This is a genomic window from Streptomyces sp. BF23-19, assembly GCF_041106355.1.
In the GTDB taxonomy this organism is placed as follows: Bacteria; Actinomycetota; Actinomycetes; order Streptomycetales; family Streptomycetaceae; genus Streptomyces; species Streptomyces virginiae_A.
Map to the genome: position 1 here is coordinate 1 of NZ_JBGBPT010000024.1, position 24999 is coordinate 24999.

Below are 24999 nucleotides of genomic sequence, written 5' to 3' on the forward strand. Positions count from 1 at the left end.
TGCTCTCCATGATGAACATCATCCTTCCGGGGCCGAAACCCCTGATCTCCGATGTCCGTCAAAGCGGATCAAGCCCAATCCACCACCCGGAGTACGGGTGTTGTCGTTCTTCATCACCGCCCGTCTAGCCGGGCAGGCGGACAGCACGGCGTTCACCGAGGTCGTCCTCGAACAGACACTGGAGCTCCTCGGCGAGCCCATGCCCATGATGCTTACCGATGCCACACGCGAAGCTCATCTGTTGGGTGCCTTCGAGCGGGCGGCCGACCTTTGTCGGCGTAGAGGGGAGCGCCTGGTCCTCGTCGTGGACGGCCTCGACGAGGACCGCGGGGTCACCCCTGCTGCGGACACGCACAGCATCGCCGCGATCCTGCCGAGTATCCCTCCAATCGGCATGCGTGTGATCGTCGCCGGGCGCCCAAATCCCCCTATCCCTGCGGACGTCCCAGACGTACACCCGCTGCGCTGGCCGAGCATCGTGCGGCCTCTCAAGGCTTCCCCCCATGCCGCAGTTGTCCGTCAGGACGCGGAGCGTGAACTCAAGCGACTCATGCACGGCAGCCAGATCGAGAAAGACTTGCTTGGTCTGCTGACGGCAGCCGGGGGAGGACTTTCCGAGGCCGACCTGGCAGGCCTCACCGGCCTATCGGAGTGGGAGATCGAGGACCACCTCCGGGCAGTGTCCGGTCGTACCTTCAGCCCTCGGGCGGGGCGTTGGCGCCCACAAGTAGCGGTCTACGTCCTCGGTCACGAGGATATCCAGCAGCAAGCTGTGCGATTCCTCGGAATGCCTCGCTTGGCGGAGTATCGGGAGCGGATCCACGCTTGGGCTGAGGGGTATCGCGCGGACAAGTGGCCTGTAGACACACCCGAGTACCTCTTGCGCGGATATTTCAAACTCCTCCACGTCACGGGGGACATTCACGGCATGTTGAAGTGTGCAACGGATCCTGACCGCCACCATCGCATGCTGGACATCATCGGCGGTGACAGCGTCGCGCTCGGAGAGATCCTCACTGCTCAGGAGGCAGCATCCAGTTCACCTGTTCCGGATCTGGTGGCATTGAGTCGGCTCACCGTCCACCGCATCAAGCTCACCGAGCGAAACGACCACATTCCCACTCACCTTCCGGTGGTCTGGGCACAACTGGGCAGATACAGCCGTGCTGAGGCCCTAGCCCGCTCTATCACCACACCGGCCCAACAAGTCCGCGCTCTCGCCTCCGTAGCACGTCACATTGCGACCCTCGGCGACCTACAGCGCGCCCAGGCGGTGGTCGAACAGGCGGAGCAGAGCATGCTCGCCATCTCGGCCCCGGAGCTGGAGGCACACGCGTACGCAATTGTCGCGCGCACCTCCGCATGCGCTGGGGATACACACCGCGCGCAAACGCTTGTGATCCGTGCCGAGAAGGCGGCCCGCTCGCTGTCAACCAGAACCCAGCGAGAGCATGCCCTCAGCGCCGTCGCGCGTGCCGCCGCCGCCGCGGAGGACGTGGACCACGCCGTCGCCCTCGCGAAGTCGCTGACGCAATGGTCAGAGCGTGCCCAAGCCCTCTGTGCCGTCGCAACAGAGGTGGCGAACTCTGGTGACTGGCGGCGGGCCCGGACTATCGCCCAGGTGGTCGGCGTCAAATCGGATCGAGCCCATGCGCTCGCAGTCGTCGCCCGGGCGGCGAATGCGAACGGCGCTGCACGCCCCGCTAGAGACATCGCGCGACAGGCCGAGAGCCTTGCGCTGTCCATCCGAAACCCGGGGCGCCGGGCCTGGATCCTGGCCGCGGTCGCATGCGAAGCCGCAGGTGCTGGTAGGAGTGAGAGGGCAAGGAACATCTTGCGTTCAGCCGAGAAGGCGGCTTACGCGACAACACGGGCATCCGAGAGAGAGCAGGCCTCCACTGCGATCGCCCGGGGATTGGCGCTCTCAGGCGACCCAGACCGGGCGGTGGCCCTTGCACGCGGCTTCGAGAACCCCACCCGGCGAGCCAAGGCGCTGGCGATAGTGGCGTCCGGCCTGGCAAGTAACGGCGGCGCAGATCGCGCAGAGGAGATCGCTGCAGAGGCAGAAATGACGGCCCGTTCCGTCAACGGCCGCCACCACGTCGGCAGGGACCAGGCTGTGCTGGTCCAGGCCACGGCCTCGGCAGGCGACCTCTATCGGGCTGAAGAGATTGCCCGGGCCATCTCCGATGTGGCACAGCGCGACCGCACACTGACGGTCGTCGCAGAAGCCATCGCAGTGCGAGGCAACCTCGACAAAGCGGATGAGGTCGCCGGTGCCATCACAGATGCACTTCAGCGGTCGAAGGCGCTGCTGCTGGTCGTCAAGGCGGGAGTCATCCGCGGCGAGGGTGACAAAGTGAGAAGGATTGCCCGTTCCATTGATGACCGAGAGCGCCGGTCCAAGGCCCTGGCCCTGTTGTCTCCAAAGCAAACGGATGTCGTCGGTACAGATGGATATCGGACCGGGGTAACGGAGGTTCCTCGAGGCACCCGGCCGGTGGTACCGGGGGACCCGAGCCCCTCAGAAGCGAACCCCGCCAAGCCGGCGCCATCGCGCTCCTCCCCAAGCCCATACCAGCATGCCAGGGACTTGATCAGCCGCGCTTGTGGGGCTGTGGAGGACGGAGACGTAGAACAAGCAAGAAGCACGGTCGATGCCATCAGCATCCCTGCACTCCGCGTGAAGGGCCTGCTTGCTGTGTCGATCGCCTTGGCAGAGGCTGGAAATACACAGGGCGCCGAGGAGCTCACCGAACATGCTCTGGCGGTTGTCGCCGCCCTCCCCAACGTCACGAGCCGAGACCAGACGCTCACCGTGATCGCGCAGCAGTTGACTGCGGCAGGCGATCCGGAACGTGCGGAACAGCTCGCCTGCTCCATCGCCAGTCCACCACTTCGCCAGAGGGTCTTGGGCGCCGTAGCATCGACCACCGCAGAATCCGGTGACCTCATCCGCGCAGAGCGCATCGCTCGTACGATCTCGGATGCATCCCGGAGAGCGAGAGCACTGGCCGCCATCGCGCAGTCCGCTGCAGGGCTCGGTTCCTTGGACGAGGGTGAGCGAATCGCCCAATCGATCGCCGATCCGATCCAGCGGGCGCGCGCCCTCAGCAGTGTCGCCTATGCATGCGCGGGCGCCGGCGACCCGCTGCGCGCCGAGCATACGGCTGCCGTTATTGCTGACCCCTTCGAGCGCGCCAAGCTCCTGACCGCACTGGCAGTCGACTTCGAAACGGACAGATCTGCGGGCTTGCTCGCACAGGCCCTTTCGGTCGGCCATTGGAGCATCTGCCTGCCGGCGCTCGTGCGCCACAATCCGGAGATCGTCACCGCCGTGGCCACCGAGTTCCTGCGAGCAAACGACCAGAAGGACGGCACAACATAAGACTTGGCACTGCCCCATGCCGGAGACCGCCATCAGCAGCACGCGCCTGCGGAGCGCAACGGGTGGCACAGCACGTGCTGTGCCACCCGTTGCTCACACCTTGGCCAGGCCCTCAGGTACGTACTCGGGCACCGTGCCGAGCAGTGCGTCGATGGCCGCACGACCCTTGCCGCCAGCCTCCGGCATGAAGTGGGCGTAGTGGTCCAGGGTGATGGTCGGGCTTGAGTGACCGAGCCACCGGGCGAGCGTGACGATGGACTCGCCCGCTTCGAGGAGGACCGAGGCGTAAGTGTGCCGGAGCACGTGGAAGCCGTCCGCGCGTGAAGCCTTCCACCGCGCGCCCTTCTCCCGTGCGGGAATTACTCCGGCCGCAGCGAGGGCCGGCTTCCAGGCCTCGTCATTGAAGATGTTGGCGCGGATGGCGTTGCCGTAGGTCGTCGTGAGGACGAGCGGGAAGCTCTGCTTCTCCCGTTCGGGCTCCGGCCCGCCCCAGGGGAGCTCGACGTCGACCGCCGGATGGTCAAGGAAGTACGCGGCCAGTTCCGTGGCCACCGACCGGGGCATGTCGACGATGCGCGTCTTGCCACCCTTGGGCAGGGCGAAGTAGAGGCGCCCGGAGAGGAGTTGCACCTGCCTGCGCACTCGGATGACGCCGCGTTCGAAGTCGATGTCCTTCGGCGACAGCCCGAACACCTCGCCCTGGCGCAGCCCACACCCCAGCGCGACGACGACCGCGATCCGGTAGCGAGGATTGATCACGTCCCGCACCCGCTGCGCCGTTGCCAGCGGCCACGCGTCACGATCCTCATCGGGGGCCTTCGGCCAACGCACCGTCTTGGCCCGCATCGGGTTGCGGACGAGGCGCTTGTCGTCGATCGCGGTCTCGAAGATGTTCGACAGCGAGGTGAGGATCTGCCGGGCGTACCGCGGAGAGCACTCGCCTTCGAGCGTCGCTATGTAGCCGCGCAGGACCGTCGCCGACACGTCGCGCAGCGCCACCGCACCGAGGTGCGGAAGGATGTGGAGTCGTACACGCTCGTCAACTCGTTTGACCGTGCCTGGCGCGCCGCGAACCCCGGCGCGCCAGTGGCGCGTGACGAAGTCCGTCAAGGTGATGGAGCCGTCGCGCGGGTCGACGAACTCGCCTCGTTCGCTGTCGGTGCCGGACCGCCGGAGCCACCCCTTGGCGTCCTCCAGCACGTCGAACGACATGTCCCGGACACCCGGGATTCCAGCGACACGGTACCGAGCCCCCTTGCCGTAACGGGTCGTACGCTCACGCTTCCCTGTGACGGGATCCTTCTTCTTTTTGATCCAACGGTCTTCGATATAGCCAGCCAAAGAATTCCTCGGGGTAAGGGTTGGACGTAGGGTGGGTGGTAAGGCTGGGCAGATCGGTCAGGCCGTGACCGCGTACCCGGCGCGGCGCTGCGGGGCGACATTCACCGGATTTAGGGAAGTGTTACTGCGGGAGTCCGCCTGCTCCTGTTCCCGGATCCACTCGTCAAGGGTTTCGATCCGGTACATCACGCGTCCGCTCCTCCCCATCCGAAAACTCGGCGGACCCTGGCGACGGTGCCGCCACACGTAAAGGGTGGCGGGCGACAGCCCCAGGTATTCGGCGGCTTCACGCACGTTCAGAAAACCCCTCCGCAGCGGCGACACGCGGGGAGACATACGGACATTCGCCAGCAATTCACTGTCCCAAGCAGCACTTCGCACGTATCGAAACCTTCGGGGTCTTCCGTCGACAACCTGTGGCGACGGACATCGGGCATGACGAGTCCGCCTCCGCTTGCTGTCAGGCAGGTGGAGCGGACTACTTCTATGGTCTGGAGAATCCCCGGTTTGGCTGACCGGGGATCGTCGGGTATAAGCCGGGGCGACGTCATCTCGCACCCCGCCGGACCCCTACGTCGCGGGCTGGAGCAGGGCGAGTGGGGAGACACCGAGGGCGGCCGCAATGGCGACGAGGTCATCCACGTCGCAGCGCCGGCGGGTGCGTTCGATGCGGGACAGGATGGTGTTGGTCATGGGGTGGCCGAGCTCGGTGACACGGGCAGCGAGCTCGCGCTGGGCGAACCCGCACGAGGTGCGCAGGCGCTCGATGGCACCGGCGGTCCGTTCTCCGGCGGGACCGATTTCCATAGCTCTTCGGGGCATGCGTCTGTTGTAGCTCGGGTTCCCGGGTTCTCGTAATCACGGAAGCCCGGGCATGGGACTTTGGGGCTCGTTTCGCGGAGAACGAACTGATGATTCCCGCATAGGCAGCCATTGCGGAACTACGACCCATCCCGGACCGCAGAGGTGCGCACACCATCAGGGGCTCCGGGCGGCGGAAACATAGATCGCCTCACCTACCCCAGTCAATGACTTTCGACGTTCGATCTTCGCCGCTCCCCCCTGCGCCGTCGACTTTTTGGTCAACCGGGGATTCGCCCTTACTGTGAAGACGTTCGCGATCAGCGATGCGCTCTGACGCTTTTCGAGTGCGGATTCGCTGGACTTCCGCGGGCTGGGTGTGGCTGTCTTGGCCAAGCACCCCTGACAAAGGAATCGGCTCCCGGCGTTGCAGCGCCGAGAGCCGATGGGAGTCCCTTGTCCAAACCGCCCACTCCTGAACGGATCTGAGGAACGTCTATGCCCAACAGTACGGCCGAAGCAGCCGTCCGCACACCTGCGCCCACCCCGGCATTGCCGTCCCAGCAGCAGACGAAGACGGGGCGATAGGCATGGCACGCATCCGCACCATCAAGCCGGAAGCCTTCAGCTCCGAATCGCTGGCCGCCGTCAGCATCACCGCGGAGCGGACGTTCTTCGGTCTGCTCACCCAGGCCGACGACCACGGCCGGTTCCGTGACCAGTCCGCCGTCATCGCAGGCCTCTTGTGGTCCCTGCGCCCCGAACACGGCCCGATCGAGGTCGAGGACGACCTCACTCAGCTCGCCGGCAATGAACTCATCTGCCGGTACGAGGGTGAGGACGGCAAGCGGTACCTGCACATCGTGACCTTCGCCAAGCACCAGAAGGTCAACCGCCCCAGCGGTGTCCGGCACCCGAACTGCCCCTACCACGACGGCGGCCGGGTACCCCTGACTTCACCGCTGGCGCAGGGAGGGCTCCGTGAGGCGTCCGTGCACCATCCGGCACCCGTCCCGGAGCTCGCACCCACACCTCATGCCGCTTCGATGATCCCAATATCTGCAGGTCAGGACGGGTTCAGTGAGCCCTCCGTGCAGCATCAGCAGGAAGTCCGGGAGCCTGCGCCGAGCCCTCACGGTCCGGATCTAGGACCTAGGATCATGGATCTAGGATCTCCGTTGGGAGGCGCGAGCGCCCCCGCCACACCCCAGACCGCAACGGCCCACCAACTGGTCGCCGAGTACGCCGCCGCATGCGGGAAGCGTCCTCCGGAGAGCGTTCTGGGCCATGTCGGCCGGGAGATCAAGAAGCTGCTGCGCGAAGGCATCGACCCCGAGCACGTCCGGGCCGGCGTCGACCGCATGCGCGTCAAGACTCTCCACCCGAGCCTGCTGCCCAGCCTGGTCAACGAGGCCATGAACCCGCCCCAGGCCACTGCTGGCGCTCGCAGAGCCCCACAGCCGTACACCAACCCCGTTGACGCAGAAGCCGCTTACGGAGGCCAGCTGTGACCATCGCGACCCGTGAACCGCAGCGTGCCGGCGCTCTGGCAGCCCGTCTCCGGGCCATTCTCGCTGCCAAGGGCATCGACCCCGGCACCGTACCCGCCGGGCCCACAGTGGAGCCGGTGACCGCCCTGGAACTCGCCGACCGCCGCATCCCGCCCCGCTACCGCGAGGCACTCGCCACCCAACCCGAAGTCCTGGGCTGGGTGGAGGCGGTCACCCGCGCCGGGCGAAATGGGCCGGCCGGTACCCGGGGCATCGCCTACGGCCCCTCGCTGCTGATCGCCGGACCCACCGGCATCGGCAAGACCCATCAGGCCTATGGAGCCGTCCGCTCGCTGTTGGCCGCCGGAGTACGCCTGCGCTGGCAGGCGGTCACCTCCGCCGACCTCTACGCCCATCTCCGGCCCCGGCCCAACCACGACCCCGAGCGGGAGATCCAAGAGCTCGGCCGGTGCCCGCTGCTGATCCTGGACGACCTCGGCGCGGCCAAGCAGTCTGAGTGGACCGAGGAGCTGACGTACCGGCTGATCAACCGCCGCTACACCGAGATGCTCCCGACCCTGATCACCACCAACCTGCCGATCGCGGAACTCCGCAACGCAGTCGGGGACCGCGTCGCCTCCCGCCTGGCAGAGATGACCACCCGCGTCATCCTCAACGGCCCGGACCGCCGACGCACCCAGCCGTCGGGCTCCTGACCACCACGGTCCCCACCAGGGCCGGTCCCCGTCATCGTGGGGACCGAACCACTGACCCGAGCCGTTCGGGGACCGTCCCCACCCCAGTCCCGGTCCCGTCCCCAACCCGGTCCCGGTCCCCAAACGAGCCCCGGTCCCCGATCGACAGCGCCCTCCCCCAGGAGGGGACCGACAGCAGTCGATCGGGGACCGTCCCCTGATTGCGCTGCGCGCGCCGGCCACCACGGGGACCGGTCCCCAACTCTGTTTCCGCAGGTCACCCCCGTCTGACGTCCCCCGACTCAGTGGGGACCGTCCCCTCGGTCCCCACCATCCGGGAGCACCCTGCGGCGGTTCGGGGACCGCCAGGTCACCACGTCGGGGACCGTCCCCACCCACCACAACGGGGACCGAGACGGACCGGTCCCCCACGCCCCTGCCGCCGGGGACCGAGCGCCTCCCCGAAACGGGGACCGTCCCCGGACAGCACCAGCAGCGTCTCGCGTCACGAGCGAGCGGCCCCCAACCGGTCGACCCCGCCCAACAGCCCCTTCACACGACCAGCCTCTACCGCTTCAAGGACACGCATGCACAACCCACCGCACGACGGTCCCAGCCACGACGAGCACATGCCCTCGCTTCCAGCCTCAGGAGGAGCAAGTTGTACCCAGAGCATTGCTCCCGTCGGGAGCAATGCTCTGGGCTCCCCCGCCCCAGGGGTGGCGGGAGCAGACCGGCACCAGGGGGTGCCGGTCCTTCGGGACGCGGCCAAGGCCGGATCGCACCACGAATCGGAGGGACAACACACCTGCCACACACCCCGCTGCACGCACACCGCCCCCACGACATCGCACGCGCGCCAGCGTGAACGCCTGCTCGCCGAGAAGAAGCGCATGCACCAGCCCAGCTGCCGCATGAACGACGATGAATTCCAGCTCCTCACCCACGCTGCGTCTGCCTGCCGCATGAGCATCGCCAGCTTCCTCGCCCACTCTGCTTTGAAGGCCGCACGCGACCTCGACCACACCGAAGCCGAGATCGCCACCCACCGGGAGATGGCCAGAGAGCTGTTCGCGCTGCGCAGGGCCCTCGGCCAGATCGGCAACAACCTCAACCAGGTCGCCACCGTCCTGAACTCCGGCGCCGACGCCCCGCACGCCAAGGCGGTCCTCGACGCTGTCCAACGGACCGCCGAACGCGTGGAGGACTTCACCCAGCGCTACTTGGAGACGGAGACTCCCGCCGGATGATCCCCCGCGTCCACAAGATGGGCACCCGCACCATCGGCCTGATCCACTACCTCTACGGCCCCGGCACCCACGAGGAACACACCGACCCGCACCTCGTGGCGGCCTGGGACAGCCTCGTCCCCGACCCCGGACGCAACCCGAAAGCCACTTACGCAGACCTGCAAAGGCTCCTCGACCAGCCCGTCGAAGCCCTGCCCAAGTCACGGCGCCCTACCGAGCACGTGTGGCACCTGTCCATACGTGCCGCACCCGAGGACCCGATCCTCAGCGACGAGCAGTGGGGCAACATTGCCCGCCGCATGGTCGCCGCCACCGGCATAGCCCCCGACGGCGACACCGCAGCCTGCCGCTGGGCAGCCGTCCGTCACGCCGACGACCACATCCACATCATCGCCACCACCGTCCGCGAGGACGGCCGGCGGCCCCGCCGCCACAACGAAGCCAAGCGCTCCCAGGCCGAAGCCCGTCTCATCGAGGCCGACTACGGCCTGCGCCGTCTCAACACCGGCGACGGAACCGCAGCCCAGCGCCCCACCAGCGCCGAGCGCCACAAAGCCACCCGCCACCAGCGGGAACGCACCCCGAGGGAGGAACTGCGCGAGAGCGTCCGACACGCGGCGGCCGGCGCCCAAAGCGAGGAGGAGTTCTTCGACCGCCTCACCCATACCGGTCTCCTCGTCAAGCGGCGTGTGGCGCCGTCCGGGGACCTCCTCGGCTACACCGTGGCCCTGCCCGACGACCGCAACAAGAACGGCGAACCGGTCTTCTACTCGGGATCCAAGCTCGCCCCCGACCTCTCCCTGCCCCGCGTCCGCGAACGCTGGACCCTGCCTGCAAAATCCCCCTCGGACGAGGGCGTCTCGCCGGAGCAGCCCGCCCTCCCGCCGGTGACCGGCCCGGCGTACGCCCGCCGCCGCGCGACCACGGCGACCTGGCAGGCACTGCTGCTCATCGAGCACGGCGACGACGGCACGGCAGCAGCCCGGATCGCCGCAGCCGGCGAGGTCCTCGACGCGCTCGCCGAGACCTCCGCCGCCCATACCCGACGAGAACTCCGGGATGCAGCATTCGCGTTCGAACGCGCCTCCCGCTCCCACGTCCGCACCGCACGCGGGCACGACCACGCCCTGCGCCAGGCCGCGCACGACCTCGCCCACAGCGGACCAGCCCTCGGCAGCGGAGAGGACGGCGCCACCACCGCCATGCTCATCGACACCGCGTTCTTCCTCGTCACCGCGGCGGCGAACTGGCATGCCAGGAAGCACCACGCCCAGCAAGCCGAAGCCGCCCGCCAAGCCGCCGAACACCTGCGCGTCGCCTACGAGATCGCGGCCGCCCAGCCGATGTCCGTGCTCCACCAGCGGGGCCGCTCCCTGTCACTGCAGCGACGACAGGCAGCCGTCCTACGCCAGGCGCTGCCCGAGATCGCCGAACAAGTTCTGGCCGAGCCGGGCTGGCCCGCCCTGGCGGCCACGCTCGCCGATACCCGGGCCGCAGGCCACAACCCGGCCCACCTCCTCGCAGAAGCCACGCGGCACCGGGAGCTGGACAGCGCCACCTCCGTCAGCGACGTCCTCGTCTGGCGTCTCCGCCGTCTCGCGCACCTGCCTGCCGATCCCGCAGCATCACTCCCCCGGCGCGCGGCGACCACACAACCGGTTCCGAAGGCCGCGAACAACGCCTCCCGTCGGCGCTGACGCCAGGACGCGTCCGTCCCTACATAGCCGACGATCCCCGGTCAGCCAAACCGGGGATTTTCCGGAGCATTGAAAACATCGCCACCGACCCCATCCCGTAAGGAACCCCCGCATGCCCGAAACCGAACTGCGCGTCGAAACCATCGCCCTGCTGCTGGACGCGGACTTCAAGCTCCGGCCCGACACCAACACCTGGTCCCACAGTGACGGGCGCCCCTTCACACGGGCCGAACAGGCCACCGCCTTCCAGGCCACGCGCGCGCCGAACTCGAAGCCGTGGCAGCACTGAGCGCCCGCAACGCTGCGGCTGCCCTCGAGCAGGACACCGCCGTGGAGGCCCTCATCGAGCTCTTGTACTCGTACTTCGCCCGGCACCCCGAAGCCCGCATGGTCATGGACGTACTCCCGCACATGACCGAGAAAGACCGCACCGAGTACGAGCGCCTGTGCGCCATCGCCGCTCCGGACGGCGGCATATACCTCCCCTACGAAGACTGACGGGCCCGGAACAGCACTCTGCGACCGGTGACCGGGTACCTCCCGGTCACCGGTCGCAGGCATTCCCGATGTGAAAGGCCGGCAGGCCTTACCCGCTGGCAGTCGCAGGATCAGCGGTGGGCGGCCCCTGCCGCCAGCAACGGAGCCAGGAGGTCAACGGCTTCCTCCCAGCGGAAGCGGTCGGCACCGCCGCCGGACTTCGGGCGGTGAGGCTCGTAGCTGCCGACCAGAACACCCATCTCGCGCAGCTCTGCGAGGCTCCGCTGGTACGCGCGGTGGGCCGCGAGGGCGGTGTTCACGTAGGGCAGGACGGCGGTGGGGATGCCCATGCCCGGAGCCTCGCAGAGGATGCCGAGGGCGAGGTTGTCCGCGAAACCGGCCGCCCACTTGTTGACCGTGTTGAAGGTGGCCGGGGCCACGGCGATCGCATCGGCGGGTGGGAAGGACCGTGCGTCCCCGGGCGCGCGCCAGGCGGAGCGGACGGGGTAACCGGTCCGCTCCTCGACCGCGGCGACGTCGAGAAAGGGAAGCCCCTGCGGGGTGGCGACGACACCGACGTCCCAGCTCCGCTCGTGCGCGGCGTCGATCAGCTTGCCGACGTCGCCCGCGATCCCGGCCGCGCAGACGACGACGTACAGGAAGGGCTTGCGCTGCGGCTCGGTCACGCGGGTACTCCCAGTCGGCGGCAGAAGTGGTGGAGCTCTGGCAGCGTACGCCGACGGTCCCGGGCTGCCATGTCGGCGACCAGGTCCCGGACGGCTGGTCGCCGTACGTCCTGGGCTGCGCAGGTCTCCGCGATCCGCAGGGCCTGGTAGCCGTCGGCGAGGCGGCCCTGCTGTGCGTAGGCACGAGCGGTCTCCACCCATAGGGCGGCCCGGCGCTCGGGAACCGGGATGTGTCGGCGCATGAGCGGACGGGCGATGTCGATGGCGACGCCCGCGTCGCCGAAGGACACGGCCGCGCTGACCTCGTGGAGGGCCACGTTGGTGGGGCTGAAGTTGGCCCATGCGTCGGGGTGGTCCAGGGCGACGTACTTCGCCACCTCCTTGGCCTCGGCCAGGAACTCTGCGGTGGCAGCACGGTCCCCGGCCCTGCTGGCAGCCGTGACTCCGCGCAGTAGCAGCAACCCGAGCACGGAGAGATGGTGGCGGGGCTGCCGGTCGTACGCACCGGCGAGTTGTGAAGCCGTGTGCTTGATCAGCGTGACGGCCTGGCCGGCGTGCTGTTCGCGGACCAGGACGTGCGCGTGGAGGCGGACGCTGGCAGCGAGGACGAGCGGATCACCCGAGCGTTCGGCCTCGGCCATCGCGCGCCCGACGGCGAGCCAAGCCGTGCCGGGGTCTCCCTGCTTCAGCAGGAGGCTGGCCGAGGTCTGGTAGGCCGTGGCCAGGAAACGGGGAAGCTCCTCGGCCTGCGGGGAGTCGGCGATGCAGTGGCGGAGATCGGTGATCAGGTCGGGAAGGGTCCGCTCCAGCTCCGCGTAGTCGCACGTGCTCCAGAGGCGCCGGATGGCCGTTGCCCGGTTTCGTAGTTCCCCGGAGTCCGGCGCTTCCGTCGTCGGAGGCGCCTGCATCCCGGGCAGGAGCGCCTGGACGAGCGCGGGGTGCGCAGCCGTCGGCGCGACCGAGGCGGTGAGCGCGGTGACGCTGGCGGCAAGGAAGGTACGGCGGCGCAGCATTTCTTCTGTCTCCGGGTCGTGGGGATCGGCTTCCGGGGCGGCCTCCGCCAGACCGAGTCGGGCCGGAGGAATGCGCAGGATGCGGGCGACGTCGCGCAGGACCCGGATGTCCTCCGTTCCGCGTCCGCCCTCCAGCCGACTGATCTTCGACTGGTGATACCCCAGCTCGCCGGCCACGTCCGCTTGCGAGCGGCCCTGTAAGACCCGAGCCCGGCGGATCAGTTCACCGATCCGGTGCACCTCCCCCTGCGTGTCGACCATCTCCGCCACGGCCCCTTCTGCCGAGACCGATCCTGCCTGCTCAACCGAGCCTAACTGCAACGAACTTGCCAGCCATGCACAACGTGCATGAACGATGCAGGGGCTGCGCGGCCCGTCGCGAGGCCGCCTCCTGACCCGCTTGCCTGGTGGAACCGCACCCCTCCAGGAGGCTGCTCATGGAAGTGCACGAGGTCACGCTGGCCGTCACGAGTACGCCCGAGGGCGCCGCTCGTGCCCGGCACCAGGTGATGAACGAGATCAGGGGCTGGCGCACGGTCATCGGCACCGACCGCATGTGCGCGGCAGAGGTCGTGGCCAGCGAACTGCTGGCGAACGCCGTTCAGCACACGGGAAACGAAGCTGCTTCCGTAACCGCTCGCCTGCTCGGGAGCCGACTGCGCTTCGAGGTCCGCGACCGGAGTTCCGCCCTCCCCCACGCACGCCCACCCCGTACGGACGCCGAGGACGGCCGCGGGCTGCTGATCATCGACGCCCTCGCCGACCGGCACGGCGTCGACCACAGCGCCGGCGGCAAGTCCTGCTGGGCCGAACTCGATCTGTCCGTACCCACCTCGGTCACGCCATCCATCACGCAACCTCCCCTGCAAAGGAGTTGAACGCATGGCACCCCATCGAGCTCTTGGGACGAGCGCGGAGGTCATCGCCGTACGTCCGGGGAGTCCCCTCTCCGGTTCGGTCACCGTCGACGGCTCCAAGAACGCCGCCCTGCCGCTGCTGGCCGCCGCAGCAGCCGTGCGCCGGACCATCCAGCTGGAAAACGTCCCCGCCAGCGCCGACGTCCACTGGATGCTCACCTTGATCCAAGGAGCAGGCTGGCACGTCGCCCGAGCTGTGGGACGACCCGACAGCGTGGTGATCATGGCCCCTGACGCCGTACCCGCGGAACCCGACCTGGCCCCGGCCGCACGGATCCGCGCGTCGTACTACCTGGTGCCCGCAGTCCTCGCCCTACAGGGGAACGCCCGGCTGCCCTGGCCCGGGGGATGCCGGATCGGGGAGCGCGGCATGGACCTGCACTTCAGGGTGTACGAGGCGTTCGGTGACCGTGTCGCCGTCCATGACGAGGGCTATGACGTCGCGGCCGGTCGACCCGCGACCGGAACGGTTTCCCACGCGCTCCCATTCCGGTCGCGCGGTGCGACGGTCGTCGCCGTCCTGCGTGCGGTCGTCGCGGGCCGTGCGCTGCGCCTCGGTCGGCCGAACCTGTCGCCGGAAGTTCTCACCGTGCTGGACGCCCTGCGCTCGGTGGGATGGGAAACCCGAGCCGGCGAACAGGTCCTGGACCTCAGCCCGGCACCGGCATCACCGGCCAAGGCTCCGGCTTGGCGCGTTCCGGGCGACAAGATCGAGGCAGGCACCCTGGCCTGCGCCGTCGCCGCCACCGGTGGGACCGCGCGCATCGAGGGCGTCCAAGGTCGGGATGTGGTGCCGTTGCAGGCAGCCCTGCAACGGCTCGGCATCCCAACCTCGGTAAGGGAGGACGTCCTTCTGGTCGACGGGAGCGCCGCCCGGCCGACGGCCCGTCCCCTTCGCGCCATCGCCACGCTCGCCGTCGGCGGCCTGGACGCCGATTTCGAGCCTCCCCTGATGGCACTGGCCCTCGGCCAGCCCGGGACACACCTGTTCGCCGACTCCATCAACCCCGGCCGCCACGGGAACCTGCTGCCCCAGCTGGCCCGGCTCGGCGCGAAGATCGAGGAGATCTCCCCCACCGAATGCCGGCTGACCGGCCCGCAACGCCTCACCGGAGCCGGGGTCGAGGCCACCGACATCCGCACCGGCTCCGCGCTCATGGTCGCCGCCCTGACCGCCCGCGGCATCACCACCCTCGGCGGAGTCGACCAGCTCCGCCGCGGCCACGCCGACCTACCCGGCAAGCTCCTCCACCTCGGCGCCGACATCTGCGAGGTCGCGCCATGACCACGTCCCGCTCCCTACGACAGATCATGGCCACCACCGACGTCCACTCCGCCCTCGGTGCCGGCGGCCCGCTGCTCGGGCACCTCCACCAGGCACGCACGGACAGCCTGCTGGTGGACTGCGGCGACTTCTTCGAGGGCACCGGGTACTACCGCCTCGGCCGGGGCGCGCTCGAACGGGACATCCTGCTCGCCCTGTACGACGTCGTCGCTCCCGGTAACCACGGCTGGCCGCACTACTTCGAGCCCGCCCTCCACCAGCGGACCGTATGCGCGAACGTCGTCGAGTACTCCACCGGCAACGCGCTCTTCCGACGTCTGCGCATCGTGGACATCGCGGGCCGAAGGACGGCCGTCACGGCCGTGATCGGCCAGCAGGCATTCAAGTCGATCCCGGTCGGGCAGCGGTCCGGCCACCGCATCACCGATCCAGTCCACGCCCTGCGCGAGCTGATGCTCGCGCACCACCACGAGGTCGACTCCTGGGTCCTCCTCAGCCACTCCGGCTTCGAGCAGGACCTCCAGCTCGCCGAGGCGTGCCCCTTCCTCGACGTGGTCTTCGCCGGCCACTGCCACAGCGAACACACCGGACCCGAACGGGTCGGCAGCACCATCGTGCTCAAGGGGCAGGAACTCGCCGTCGGCTACGCAGTCGCCGAACGCTCCCTCGAAGGCTGGATCGGACGGGCCGCCCGTTTCCCCGACACCTCGGGATCCGTCCTGCCGACTGCGCTCGACTCTGTCCGTGAACAGATCGCCTCCATCGACGCACAACTGGCCGAGCCGCTGGGTCGTCTCGTCGCGCCCTATCGGAACAAGCCGCTCGACCGCCACGCCCTGCTCCGAGAACTGGCCGACCGGCTGCGCAGCGGACTGGGTAGCGAGGCCGTCGTCCTCAACGAGACCGCCGTGCGCACGACGCTGCTCGGCGAAGTCCTCACCGCCGGAGATCTGCTGGCCATCGAGCCGTTCGACAACAGCCTGGTCGAGGCCCAGGTCGCGCCGGCCTTCCGCAACGACCCCGCTGCACTGCTGACTCACCTCACCGAGCTGGCGGGACCCCTGATCACCTCCCCCGATCCGCCTCCCGCCGGCCTGGCGAGCGTGCTGACCACCGACTACCTCGCCGACACCTGTCTCAGCAGCCGAGCCCAGCCCTCGGGCCTCAGCCTCGGCTCAGCGATCCGGAGCATCCTGACCAACGGAGACGACCAGTGATCCTCACCGGGCCCGAGATCGCCTCCGCCTCGAAGGACGGACGGCTGCGCATCTCCCCCTTCACGCCGACCCAGGTCAACCCGAACAGCTACAACGTCCGCCTGGGCGAGACCCTGCTCACCTACACCGACCAGGTACTCGACACCCACCGCCCGAATCCCACCCGCCGCACAGAGATCGGCGACGACGGCCACGTCCTGCATCCCGGCGAGCTGTACCTCGGCCACACCTTGGAGGAGGCGGGATCCGACCTCTTCGTCCCCCTGCTCTTCAGCCGGTCCTCCGTCGGCCGACTGGGGCTCTTCGTCGAGATCACCGCACCCATCGGTGACATCGGCTTCCACGGCCAGTGGACACTGATGCTCACCCCGACCCGCCCCGTGCGCGTCTACGCCGGGATGAAGATCGGGCAGATCATGTTCTTCGTCTCCGAGGGCGCCATCGACCTCTACGAGGGCAAGTACCAGGCGGCCTCCGGGCCCCAACCCTCCTCATACTGGCTCGACCTCGACGCCACTGCGGTGACCTCGTGATCCTCACCGGACCGGCCATCGCCGCCGCCCGCGAGGCGGGCCGCATCACCATCGACCCGTACGACCCGGACCGCCTGTCCCCCAACGCGTACGACTGGCGCCTGGGCAGCACGCTCCGCGTCTGCGAGGGCGACCTCGACGCCGCCAGTCCCACCGCCTTCTCCGAGCTCACCCTCCCCGACGACGGGTACGTCCTGGAGCCCGGCCACCTCTACCTCGGCCACACCCTGGAACGGACCGGCTCCGAGACGTACGCCCAACTCCTCAACGGCGACCGGACCACCGGCTCCCTCGGCATCTGGGTCCACGTCTCCGCGCCGCTCGGGCACCAGGGCCATGCGATCCGCTGGACCCTGGAGATCCGAGCCACCCGCCCCGTACGCGTCCGGCCTGGCATGACCTTCGGCAAGCTCGTCTTCCTCCGCACCCACGGCTCCCCCGCCAGCTACCAGCAGCACGGCCTCAAGTACCGCACCAGCGAGGGCATCGAGACCTCCCGCCTCTACGAGGAGAACCCCGGAGGCCGCCGGTGAACCGCGTCGTCGCCACCGCCCTCGACCTGCCGTTCCCCAGTCCCGGCGGAAGCGTCGAACTCTTCCTCGACCTCTACGCCGGCACCCAGCCCGCGATCCCCGCCCGCTCCTTCATGCTCGCCCCCGACGGCCCCCGACCCCGCACCCCGGCCGGCATCGACCTGCTGCACGCGTCCGGCAAATGCCTCGACGGCCACGCCTTCAGCCGGTACGTCACCAACCTGTGCCACGCCATGACGGCCGCCATCGACCCGCGCCAGATCAGCGTGCTGCACCTGCACCACCTGGCCTTCGGCGCCACCCCCGCCCTCCTGCGCGCCCTGCCCGCACACCCCCGGATCGCCTTCGTCCACGGCACCGACCTCCTGCACGCCGAGAACCACACCACGCAGCTACGCGTTCTCCGCGAGACCGCCTCCGCTGCCGACGCGATCGTCGTCCCCACCGGCGCCATGGCCGACCGCCTGCTCAAGCTCGCCCCCAAGACGGACAGGCGCAAGATCGAGAAGATCCCCTGGGGCATCCCCGACCGCCTCCTGACCAGCCCACCGCCCCGGCCCGCCCGACGTCCCACCAGCCACCTGCGGATCCTCTTCGCAGGCCGCCTCAGTTCCGAGAAGGGCCTCGAACCCCTCCTCCAAGCCGTCGCGGCCGCCCGCTCGGTCGAGCTGAGCATCGCCGCCCCGCGTGCCCAGTTCCTCGACCTCGCCCCGGTCATCCGTCAGCTCGGCGTCCACGTCCGCTACCTCGGCTGGTTCCGCCGCCCCCAACTCTGGAAGGCCTTCGCCGACCACGACGTGCTCGCCGTGCCCTCCACCACCCTGGAGGCCATGGGCCTCGTCGCCCTCGAAGCCCAGGCCTGCGGACTCCCCGTCCTCTACCAACCCGTTCCCGGACTCAGCGAAGCCCTCTCCGGCACCGGCCTGGCCACCGACTTCACCAACCCCACCACCGCCGCCCACGACCTCCACCGCCTGCGCACCACCCCAGGCCTCTTGGAGATGCTCCGCGCATCCGGCCGCACCAACGCCGCCCGCTTCCCTCTCAGCGCCACCGCCACGGCCATCGCCGATCTCGGACGGCGGCTCGCCTGACACCACCCGTGGCACAGCCGGCACCGCCCCGGCCGCGTCACTAACCTAGCCAGCGGACCACCCGCGGCCCACGACGATCGGGAGACCATGACCCACACCACCGACCGGATCGAAGACCTCCTCCAGACCGGCGTCCGCGACGAGGTCTACCCCGGCGCGGTGTGGGCGGTCGGGAACGCCGACGGCATCGAGGCCAGCGGAGCCGTCGGCCTTCTCGACCCCGACCACCCGGACGAGCCCATGCGGCTGGACACCGTCTTCGACGTGGCCAGCCTCACCAAGATCCTCGCCGTCTGGTCGACGATCGGCACCCTGGTCGAAGAGGGCAAGCTCCAGCTCCACACTCCGCTGGGAACCTTCTGGGACGAAGTCGCAGGCCACCCCCTAGCCCGGGCCACGGCCCACCACCTGCTCACGCACACCGCCGGCCTGCCGCTGCGCGCCAACCTGAAGAACCTCTACGGCACCGACCCCCAGGACATCCGCGACGGCGTCCTCCACGAGGCCCTCCACCGCCCGCCGGGCGAAGCCGTCGAGTACACCGACCGAGCCGCCCTCGTCCTCGGCTACCTCGCCGAGCACCTCTCGGGCCAGCCCCTGGACCAGCTCGCCACCGACCGCGTCTGGCACCCCCTGGGCATGACGCAGACCCGCTTCGGCCCCCTCCCCGATGCCGAGGCGGCCCGGTGCGCCCCCACCGAGTACGACGAGACCACCGGCACCCACCTCAAGGGCACCGCCCACGATTTCTCCGCCCGCCTCCTCGACGGCGTCTGCGGCATCGCTGGCACCTTCTCGGTGCTCGACGACCTGGCCCGCTTCCTCCGCCACATGCTCGCCCCCACCCAGACCGCCTTCGGCCCGACCTGGATCAAGGATTCGCTCCGCCTCCACACCGGCGACCTCACCCCCGCCCGCGGCCTCTTCTGGCACCCCGCCCCCGGCACCGACCCCAACCAGGACATCTGGGTCCACTACGGCTTCACGGGGACCGGCATGTGGATCAGCCCGCAGCAGGGCAGATGGGCTGTCCTCCTCACCAACAAGCTCCGTTTCAACCGCGACCGCGAACCCCTCACCGAGATCCGCAACGCGTTTCGGGCCTGCACCTTCGACGTCGTCAACTAGCCAGCCATGTAGCCCGTGTAGCAGCAGGGACCCTTCCGGTAGATCCGCGTGCCGAGGACCAAGCCGGGTAGGCCATGCTGCGAGTACCTACCGCGATCCCAAGTGGGAGGAGCCGCCCTTCTGCGAAATGGCTCCACACCGGACGGGCACCCGGCTTCAACGAGACAGCACAGGAAGCGCGCGGTCGGCAGAATTAATCGGCGTGGCGAATGCCCTCCGAGCGTCGGGAGGTGTATAGGAAGAAGAGTTGCGCAGACGGCGCAGTCCGCAGAGTGAGGCCGGAGTGGTTGATGGCGGGCGGGGCGTACGACGAGCTGGTGCAACGTGGCCAGCTAGGTGATCTTGGCCTTGACTTGCTGCGCCGCGTGGGCCGGCAGGTGGCCCGGACTCAAGGGTTCCCACCTCCTGCTGATCACGCCGCGTGGACCGACGACGCCGTCGATGACCTCCTGTTCGAAATGCTCAGCAGGAAGGGGGAGCAGTTCGTTCTGAACCTCTCCCTCAAGGCAATCGACGACACTTCCTTGGAGAAGATGTTCTTCACCTCGATCAAGAACTTCTTGATCGACGAGGCGAAGGGCACCGAGCGGGGAAAACTTCGCCGCCGCTTCGCCACACGCCTGGCCCAGGACAATCGGTTTCGCGCGGTGCCAGGGTCTCGCTGGACTCTGACCTCGCATCCGGCCGGCGTTGTCTGGCAGGGCGATCTTGACGACCTAGTCGGAGCAGCCTGGGGAGCACGGGAGGTGTGGATCACGGCCTGGAACCACTCTGGGCCGACCCCCAAGAAGACGGTGCATGCCCTCATGACGGTGCTCACGGCAGTACTCGAGGCTGCTGGCGGCGCGGTTCGGGAGGAGGACCTCGCCAAGGTTCTCGAAGCGCGCTTCGAGCTTCTGTCCCCTCCCCGGTTCGTCAGCCTGTACGCGGACGATGGCGCCGTCATCGACTCCATCTCCGATGAAACTCAAGGCGCCGACCCGGTGGCGGCCGGCATCCTGGCTGGTGAAATCTGGGATGGAATGTCCCCTCAGGAGCGTTCGCTGCTAGCCCACCTCGACGACGATCCGACGGAGGTAGCCCCTCTGCTCGGGATTGGACGTCACCAGGCCTCGGCGATCATGGAGGCGCTGCGCGAGAAACTCAGGCTGGCGCTGACGGGTGATGGAAGCGATCCAAGCGACGTCGCCGCAGCATTGTTGCGCCTCGGCGGAGACCCACCCTGCCGTTCGGCGAGTGACGTCGTTTGTCCATAGTGGAAACAGACTGCCGCGAGGGATTGGGGGCCGCCCGATGAGCCAGGCATCGAGCACCGCGTACGACCGGCTGCGAGCTCTAGCAGCCCAACTGACCGTTCCCGATGCGGTCCGAACCACAGTCGCAGCCACCCCGGGCGACCCCCGCCCGGGGCAGATCTGGCGTGCAGTCTGGGAGGACGTTGTTGAGATCGTGGCCATCACGGCAGTCGATGACAGCGCCGTCCATGCCCTTCCTGTCTCATTGGAGACCCGCTTTCACGACGCCGACACGTTGCTGCTGACCGCCGAGGCGTCCACTCTCGAACAGCCGATCGCCCTGTGGTGTGGCCTGGGCAACCGTCTTCCCTGGTTCGTCCTGGACCGGCGGGTCAGCCAGCTGTCGATCTCTCTGGACGCCGACGGCTCCCCTGCCCCAGCCACCAACGGATACAGCTACGGCAGCCCCATCCCCAGCCCCGCCGCCCAGGCGGCCGAGTTCCGCGCCGCCCTTGCAGACACCATGGATCTGCTCGCCGCAGCACAGTGGGCGCCGCAGGGCAACGGTAACCTGGCAGTACTGCTTAAGCAGCACGCTGTCGGTCCCGCCGACCTGATCCAACACCTGAATATCCAACCGCCGCACGCTCTCGCCCTGCTGCGCTCGCAGACACAGCTCACTCCGGACGAGGCCGGGCTCCTCGCGCCAGTCTTGGGCCTTGCCGTGGATGAAGTCCTGGCAGCCAACCCATCTCTGCCCGAGCCCTTGGTACACGAGCTGAGCCGCCCCATCCGGCGCGTTCAGATCCGTCGACTCGCCCAGCTCAACAAAACCGCTGAACTCGACGCCCGCCGACAGGCGCTCTTTGCAACCCTCGCTCTGGCCGCGAGACAGGAGCGACCTGCGGAGGCGGACTGGTCCGCTCGGGTGGACCGCTATTTCGACGTCCACCTGGGTCAGGGGAGCAAGCGGTGAACTATCTCCGCCGCGCAGAGGCCCGGGCGCAGGCCCAAGACATGCTGGCCGTCTTGCACCGTGACCACCCCGGCGCCAGCCAGCGGCTGGGCGCTGGTGCCCTGCAGGAACTACGCCAGTGGCCCGGCCTAGAGGTTCGGGAAGTACCCGACGAGCAGTCCGGCAGCGGGTGCAGTGTCTCCGGGGCCTACTTCGCTGGCACTCCCGCCGTACTCGCCGTCGCCAAATCCGCGAGTCTGGCCCGCCGCGACTTCACGGGCCTACACGAACTGGGCCACCACCTGCAGCAGACAGTGGTCGAGCTCATGGGTGTCCTGCTTGCCCAGCCCGACGGAGGCACTGCCTTGGAGGACGCGGCGTGCGACACCTTCGCAGCCGACATCCTGCTCCCCGAGACACTCGCAGATCAGCACTTCGCCGGGGCAGGTCCTACCGCCGACGCAGCAGTTTCCTTGTGGCGAGCGAGCAACGGCTCGCGCATGGCGACATGTGTGAAGGCCAGCGAGCGCCTCCCCTCCCCCGGGCACGTTCTCCTACTCGACTCTGCTGGCGCTCTCACTTTCGCCGCATCCCAGGGTCTGCCCCCACTGCGCCGGGGCAGCGACCAGAGCCACGTGCCGGTTCTCCGTACCGCCCTGTCCGGGAGCGGCCGCTCCGAGGGACGAGGCCGATTCGCATACCGCGACGGCATTCTCGGCGACGAGCTGTACGTGCAGACCGCGGAGATGGGGGGCTACGTCCTAGTCGTAGCGGTCATCGACCTGGCCCCCTGGAGAGCCTTCGCGCCCTCTGCCATCCGGACTGGACCTGAGCCCGTTAACTACACCTGCGATCACTGTGGGGAGGACTTCTCTTCCTACGCCCCTGCCTGCGCGCAGTGTGAGTCCGCCCCATGCCCCGACTGCGGTCGCTGCGGCTGTGACCGCAAGGTGTCCGAACGTCAGTGCATCTCCTGTTTCGTCGTCCACCCTCTGGCCATGTTCGACGACACGAACACCTGTTGCTACGACTGCGACTGACCTCCAGTCACACGCACCTCGCTACTGCCGAGTTACGTCGTCTGTCCTCAGTGAAGGCGCCCAGCCCCAGGCGCCCGATCAGATACGGGACCCCGGAGCCGGCACCGGGCACCACAAGCAGCGAGGCCGGCAGAAGCGAGCACGACGGCAGAATGAACGACAGCACCAAGGGCGCCTTCGACGCCTTCGACGAGGAACTCAGCCTCGACGACCGCGAGCGCAAGAGCGCCCAGAAGCGACACACCGAGATCACCGGACTCCTCGTGGCTACCGGCTTGGCCATCAGCACCTTCTTGCAGGGCAGCTTTGCCCGAAAGACGATGCTCAAGCCGCTCAAAGACGTCGACATGGTCATCCGGATGCACCCGAGCCTTGAGGGGATCCTGCGTAGCGCCGGTGGTCCCGCTCATGCAATGCGCCTGATTCGTGAGGCCATCGCCGACGAGTACCCCAACGCCCTGTTCGACGTGGACGACGCCCCCGCCCACGCCCTCCAGATCACCTTCCCCGACATCGACTTCACCTTCGACCTGGTCCCTGCGCTCGACGAGGACGGCAGCGAGATCGTCTACATCGCCGACCGGGAGAACGACACCTGGGAGTGGTCAAACACTCGCACTCTCAACCGGATCATCAGCACCCGCAACCAGGCAACCGGCGGACGATTCGTCCGCCAGGCTCGCATGCTGAAGTCCTACAAGAAGAACCACCCGGTCCTCGACGGCACCTGTGGCCTGCTGTGGGAGGCCTTCGCCCACGAGGTCATCACCGGCCCGCTCGATCACTCCGAGGCCCTCGCCGTAGCCTTCGCCCATGCCGCCCAGGCAGTCACCCTCCCGATACTCGATCCCACCGGTGTCGACGACCTGACTGCCGACTGGACGACTGTCGAACGCAACTCCTACGCCACCGCTTTGGCCGATGCCGCCCGCCGAGCGGCCGAGGCGCGCCGCCTGGAGGAGGACGGCCAGCACGCCGCCGCGGTCGAGATCTGGCACGACCTAATCGGCGAACCGTTCCCTGAGGCCGAGGCCCAGACCGCCGCCGACGCGCTGCATGCTCTGGCAGCCGGCAGCGTCACCTCCACCGGACGCGCCGTCATCTCCTCGCGCGGCCAGCAGCCCGCCCGACCGGCGCGGTCATGGCGTGCCCGCTGAACCTGGTGCTCGCCGATCCCACCGCTGCCGCTGACCACCTGCTCCACGCCCGCACCATCTACGGCGTGGAGCAGGCCAGCGGTCGTGCTGGCCCCGGCGGAGCCGCACTGCTTGAGCTCACCCTGGGCCCGCTGCCAGCTCTGGAACGCGAGAACTACCCAACCGAACGCGTCCGCATCGTCATCCGCCCTGACCACACCGTCCACGCCTTCCCGCTCAACTCGGTCGGCCGGGCCTTCAAGCACCGCAACCCGCCTCCGCTGAGGGACCTGTGCCTGCAGTACCCAGGCGACGACGAGGCCCTGCGCTGGATCCCCGAAGACGGCCTGGAAGCGCTGGTCACCCTCGTCCACCGGCATCTGCTTTACGAAGAGGCTTGGCGTCGCTCCGGTACCTGGCCAACCGAAGACGCTCCGCATGGCCAACCCGCCCACGGCACCCATCCGCTACGCACCACCGAGACAAAACAGGAGGCTCGTAGATGGGCCCGACATCTCTCACCGCACCCGCAACGGCATCCACGCCGGTGATGGCAGTCCTAGCCCTCGTCCTGGGCTCCTCCGTCGTCGCGGGAATCCTTGGACACGTTCTCACCGGTCTGCGTGCTGGTGCCACGGTCCGCCGCGACCGCTACGCCGCCACCATGAAAGTCCTGGTCGCGCGTATCGAGTACCCCTACCGGATACGTCGGCGCACCAGTGACAGTCCCGAGGTCCTCAACACGATCGCAGTCGCCGGACATGACCTTCAGGAGACACTCGCAGAGAGCCGAGCCTGGATCTCGACGGAGAGCGTGATAATCGGCGAGGTCTTCGACAAATGCCTCGCTGGCCTTGATGCAGCCTTCAAGCAGGCTTGCAGCGACGCGTGGAACGCCGCGCCCGTCACGACCGCCGCTGAGATGAATCTGGGCAGCTTCGGGATGGGGAACCAACAGCACGCTGTCACCACGATGGAGCGCGCCCTCACCTACCGCTTCGGGCTCCGGCGCCTGATCCCCGCGTTCGTACTGAGACGTATCTTCAAGCGGCGTGGGCTGCTTCCCTAGGATCGTGAGTCGAGCTAGG

The 24999-nt window shown here is 68.5% G+C and carries 25 protein-coding genes; 20 read left to right on the forward strand and 5 right to left on the reverse strand.

Going from position 1 to position 24999, the window contains the following annotated elements:
* Window positions 1-100: 100 nt before the first annotated feature.
* Window positions 101-3388 (forward strand): hypothetical protein, encoded by a 3288-nt coding sequence (locus AB8A24_RS15870; protein ID WP_369476177.1) that lies wholly within the window; start codon window positions 101-103, stop codon window positions 3386-3388.
* A 93-nt stretch (window positions 3389-3481) separates the two neighbouring features.
* Here AB8A24_RS15870 and AB8A24_RS15875 read toward each other — a convergent pair whose 3' ends face one another.
* The 3 genes from AB8A24_RS15875 to AB8A24_RS15885 all read right to left on the reverse strand — a co-directional run bounded on the left by AB8A24_RS15875 (window position 3482) and on the right by AB8A24_RS15885 (window position 5551).
* On the reverse strand, window positions 3482-4729 hold the full coding sequence (locus AB8A24_RS15875) for a tyrosine-type recombinase/integrase (RefSeq protein WP_369476179.1): 1248 nt from the start codon (window positions 4727-4729) through the stop codon (window positions 3482-3484).
* 57 nt (window positions 4730-4786) lie between these two features.
* Entirely contained in the window at window positions 4787-5065 is a 279-nt protein-coding gene (locus AB8A24_RS15880) for a helix-turn-helix transcriptional regulator (protein WP_369476181.1), read from the reverse strand.
* A gap of 234 nt (window positions 5066-5299) precedes the next feature.
* Window positions 5300-5551, reverse strand: coding sequence for a helix-turn-helix domain-containing protein (locus tag AB8A24_RS15885; protein WP_369476183.1), 252 nt, complete (start codon window positions 5549-5551; stop codon window positions 5300-5302).
* 569 nt (window positions 5552-6120) lie between these two features.
* On the opposite strand from AB8A24_RS15885, the gene AB8A24_RS15890 reads away from it, so the two are divergent.
* From AB8A24_RS15890 to AB8A24_RS15915, 6 genes are all read left to right on the forward strand, one after another.
* A complete protein-coding gene (locus AB8A24_RS15890) occupies window positions 6121-7041 on the forward strand; it encodes a hypothetical protein (RefSeq protein ID WP_369476185.1) in 921 nt (306 codons plus the stop codon).
* A 2-nt stretch (window positions 7042-7043) separates the two neighbouring features.
* Window positions 7044-7736, forward strand: coding sequence for an ATP-binding protein (locus tag AB8A24_RS15895; protein WP_369476280.1), 693 nt, complete (start codon window positions 7044-7046; stop codon window positions 7734-7736).
* A 944-nt stretch (window positions 7737-8680) separates the two neighbouring features.
* Entirely contained in the window at window positions 8681-8965 is a 285-nt protein-coding gene (gene mobC, locus AB8A24_RS15900; protein WP_369476186.1) for a plasmid mobilization relaxosome protein MobC, read from the forward strand.
* The gene (locus AB8A24_RS15905) at window positions 8962-10662 is read left to right on the forward strand and encodes a relaxase/mobilization nuclease domain-containing protein (RefSeq protein ID WP_369476188.1); all 1701 of its coding nucleotides are present in this window, start codon (window positions 8962-8964) and stop codon (window positions 10660-10662) included. The genes mobC and AB8A24_RS15905 overlap by 4 nt, the downstream gene beginning before the upstream one ends.
* Window positions 10663-10774: 112 nt before the next feature.
* Entirely contained in the window at window positions 10775-10951 is a 177-nt protein-coding gene (locus AB8A24_RS15910) for a hypothetical protein (RefSeq protein WP_369476190.1), read from the forward strand.
* On the forward strand, window positions 10939-11160 hold the full coding sequence (locus AB8A24_RS15915; RefSeq protein ID WP_369476192.1) for a hypothetical protein: 222 nt from the start codon (window positions 10939-10941) through the stop codon (window positions 11158-11160). Before AB8A24_RS15910 ends, AB8A24_RS15915 begins: the two co-directional genes overlap by 13 nt.
* Window positions 11161-11270: 110 nt before the next feature.
* On the opposite strand, the gene AB8A24_RS15920 is transcribed toward AB8A24_RS15915, so the two are convergent.
* A complete protein-coding gene (locus tag AB8A24_RS15920; protein ID WP_369476194.1) occupies window positions 11271-11825 on the reverse strand; it encodes a flavoprotein in 555 nt (184 codons plus the stop codon).
* Window positions 11822-13099 (reverse strand): helix-turn-helix domain-containing protein, encoded by a 1278-nt coding sequence (locus AB8A24_RS15925; RefSeq protein WP_369476196.1) that lies wholly within the window; start codon window positions 13097-13099, stop codon window positions 11822-11824. The genes AB8A24_RS15920 and AB8A24_RS15925 overlap by 4 nt, the downstream gene beginning before the upstream one ends.
* Before the next feature lie 176 nt (window positions 13100-13275).
* Here AB8A24_RS15925 and AB8A24_RS15930 point away from each other — a divergent pair, with 176 nt between their 5' ends.
* The 13 genes from AB8A24_RS15930 to AB8A24_RS15990 all read left to right on the forward strand — a co-directional run bounded on the left by AB8A24_RS15930 (window position 13276) and on the right by AB8A24_RS15990 (window position 24980).
* Window positions 13276-13716, forward strand: a complete 441-nt coding sequence (locus tag AB8A24_RS15930; protein WP_369476198.1) for an ATP-binding protein — start codon at window positions 13276-13278, stop codon at window positions 13714-13716.
* Between the two features lie 4 nt (window positions 13717-13720).
* Entirely contained in the window at window positions 13721-15040 is a 1320-nt protein-coding gene (locus tag AB8A24_RS15935) for a UDP-N-acetylglucosamine 1-carboxyvinyltransferase (RefSeq protein WP_369476200.1), read from the forward strand.
* The gene (locus AB8A24_RS15940) at window positions 15037-16257 is read left to right on the forward strand and encodes a metallophosphoesterase (protein WP_369476201.1); all 1221 of its coding nucleotides are present in this window, start codon (window positions 15037-15039) and stop codon (window positions 16255-16257) included. The genes AB8A24_RS15935 and AB8A24_RS15940 overlap by 4 nt, the downstream gene beginning before the upstream one ends.
* A complete protein-coding gene (gene dcd / locus AB8A24_RS15945; RefSeq protein WP_369476203.1) occupies window positions 16254-16790 on the forward strand; it encodes a dCTP deaminase in 537 nt (178 codons plus the stop codon). Before AB8A24_RS15940 ends, dcd begins: the two co-directional genes overlap by 4 nt.
* Window positions 16787-17323, forward strand: a complete 537-nt coding sequence (locus AB8A24_RS15950) for a deoxycytidine triphosphate deaminase (RefSeq protein WP_369476205.1) — start codon at window positions 16787-16789, stop codon at window positions 17321-17323. Before dcd ends, AB8A24_RS15950 begins: the two co-directional genes overlap by 4 nt.
* Complete coding sequence (locus tag AB8A24_RS15955) at window positions 17320-18417, forward strand: glycosyltransferase family 4 protein (protein WP_369476207.1); 1098 nt, start codon at window positions 17320-17322, stop codon at window positions 18415-18417. Before AB8A24_RS15950 ends, AB8A24_RS15955 begins: the two co-directional genes overlap by 4 nt.
* An 87-nt stretch (window positions 18418-18504) precedes the next feature.
* Window positions 18505-19545, forward strand: a complete 1041-nt coding sequence (locus tag AB8A24_RS15960; RefSeq protein ID WP_369476209.1) for a serine hydrolase domain-containing protein — start codon at window positions 18505-18507, stop codon at window positions 19543-19545.
* Window positions 19546-19835: 290 nt separating this feature from the next.
* Window positions 19836-20801 (forward strand): hypothetical protein, encoded by a 966-nt coding sequence (locus AB8A24_RS15965; protein ID WP_369476211.1) that lies wholly within the window; start codon window positions 19836-19838, stop codon window positions 20799-20801.
* Window positions 20802-20838: 37 nt separating this feature from the next.
* Entirely contained in the window at window positions 20839-21756 is a 918-nt protein-coding gene (locus tag AB8A24_RS15970) for a hypothetical protein (RefSeq protein WP_369476213.1), read from the forward strand.
* Window positions 21753-22775, forward strand: coding sequence for an ImmA/IrrE family metallo-endopeptidase (locus AB8A24_RS15975; protein ID WP_369476215.1), 1023 nt, complete (start codon window positions 21753-21755; stop codon window positions 22773-22775). Before AB8A24_RS15970 ends, AB8A24_RS15975 begins: the two co-directional genes overlap by 4 nt.
* A 152-nt stretch (window positions 22776-22927) precedes the next feature.
* On the forward strand, window positions 22928-23932 hold the full coding sequence (locus tag AB8A24_RS15980; RefSeq protein ID WP_369476217.1) for a hypothetical protein: 1005 nt from the start codon (window positions 22928-22930) through the stop codon (window positions 23930-23932).
* Complete coding sequence (locus tag AB8A24_RS15985; protein WP_369476219.1) at window positions 23917-24462, forward strand: hypothetical protein; 546 nt, start codon at window positions 23917-23919, stop codon at window positions 24460-24462. The genes AB8A24_RS15980 and AB8A24_RS15985 overlap by 16 nt, the downstream gene beginning before the upstream one ends.
* Window positions 24414-24980, forward strand: a complete 567-nt coding sequence (locus AB8A24_RS15990) for a hypothetical protein (RefSeq protein WP_369476221.1) — start codon at window positions 24414-24416, stop codon at window positions 24978-24980. The genes AB8A24_RS15985 and AB8A24_RS15990 overlap by 49 nt, the downstream gene beginning before the upstream one ends.
* Window positions 24981-24999 lie beyond the last annotated feature (19 nt).

What these genes read in the sequence shown, in the direction of transcription:
- AB8A24_RS15935 (WP_369476200.1), top strand. Translation starts at nt 13,721, where the DNA reads ATGGCACCCCATCGAGCTCTTGGGACGAGCGCGGAGGTCATCGCCGTA.
- AB8A24_RS15980 (WP_369476217.1), top strand. Translation starts at nt 22,928, where the DNA reads ATGAACGACAGCACCAAGGGCGCCTTCGACGCCTTCGACGAGGAACTC.
- AB8A24_RS15910 (WP_369476190.1), top strand. Translation starts at nt 10,775, where the DNA reads ATGCCCGAAACCGAACTGCGCGTCGAAACCATCGCCCTGCTGCTGGAC.
- AB8A24_RS15965 (WP_369476211.1), top strand. Translation starts at nt 19,836, where the DNA reads ATGGCGGGCGGGGCGTACGACGAGCTGGTGCAACGTGGCCAGCTAGGT.
- AB8A24_RS15970 (WP_369476213.1), top strand. Translation starts at nt 20,839, where the DNA reads ATGAGCCAGGCATCGAGCACCGCGTACGACCGGCTGCGAGCTCTAGCA.
- AB8A24_RS15960 (WP_369476209.1), top strand. Translation starts at nt 18,505, where the DNA reads ATGACCCACACCACCGACCGGATCGAAGACCTCCTCCAGACCGGCGTC.
- AB8A24_RS15990 (WP_369476221.1), top strand. Translation starts at nt 24,414, where the DNA reads ATGGGCCCGACATCTCTCACCGCACCCGCAACGGCATCCACGCCGGTG.
- mobC (WP_369476186.1), top strand. Translation starts at nt 8,681, where the DNA reads ATGAGCATCGCCAGCTTCCTCGCCCACTCTGCTTTGAAGGCCGCACGC.
- AB8A24_RS15985 (WP_369476219.1), top strand. Translation starts at nt 23,917, where the DNA reads ATGGCGTGCCCGCTGAACCTGGTGCTCGCCGATCCCACCGCTGCCGCT.
- AB8A24_RS15890 (WP_369476185.1), top strand. Translation starts at nt 6,121, where the DNA reads ATGGCACGCATCCGCACCATCAAGCCGGAAGCCTTCAGCTCCGAATCG.
- AB8A24_RS15880 (WP_369476181.1), bottom strand. Translation starts at nt 5,065, where the DNA reads ATGTCTCCCCGCGTGTCGCCGCTGCGGAGGGGTTTTCTGAACGTGCGT.
- AB8A24_RS15925 (WP_369476196.1), bottom strand. Translation starts at nt 13,099, where the DNA reads ATGGTCGACACGCAGGGGGAGGTGCACCGGATCGGTGAACTGATCCGC.
- AB8A24_RS15940 (WP_369476201.1), top strand. Translation starts at nt 15,037, where the DNA reads ATGACCACGTCCCGCTCCCTACGACAGATCATGGCCACCACCGACGTC.
- AB8A24_RS15905 (WP_369476188.1), top strand. Translation starts at nt 8,962, where the DNA reads ATGATCCCCCGCGTCCACAAGATGGGCACCCGCACCATCGGCCTGATC.
- AB8A24_RS15930 (WP_369476198.1), top strand. Translation starts at nt 13,276, where the DNA reads ATGGAAGTGCACGAGGTCACGCTGGCCGTCACGAGTACGCCCGAGGGC.
- AB8A24_RS15885 (WP_369476183.1), bottom strand. Translation starts at nt 5,551, where the DNA reads ATGCCCCGAAGAGCTATGGAAATCGGTCCCGCCGGAGAACGGACCGCC.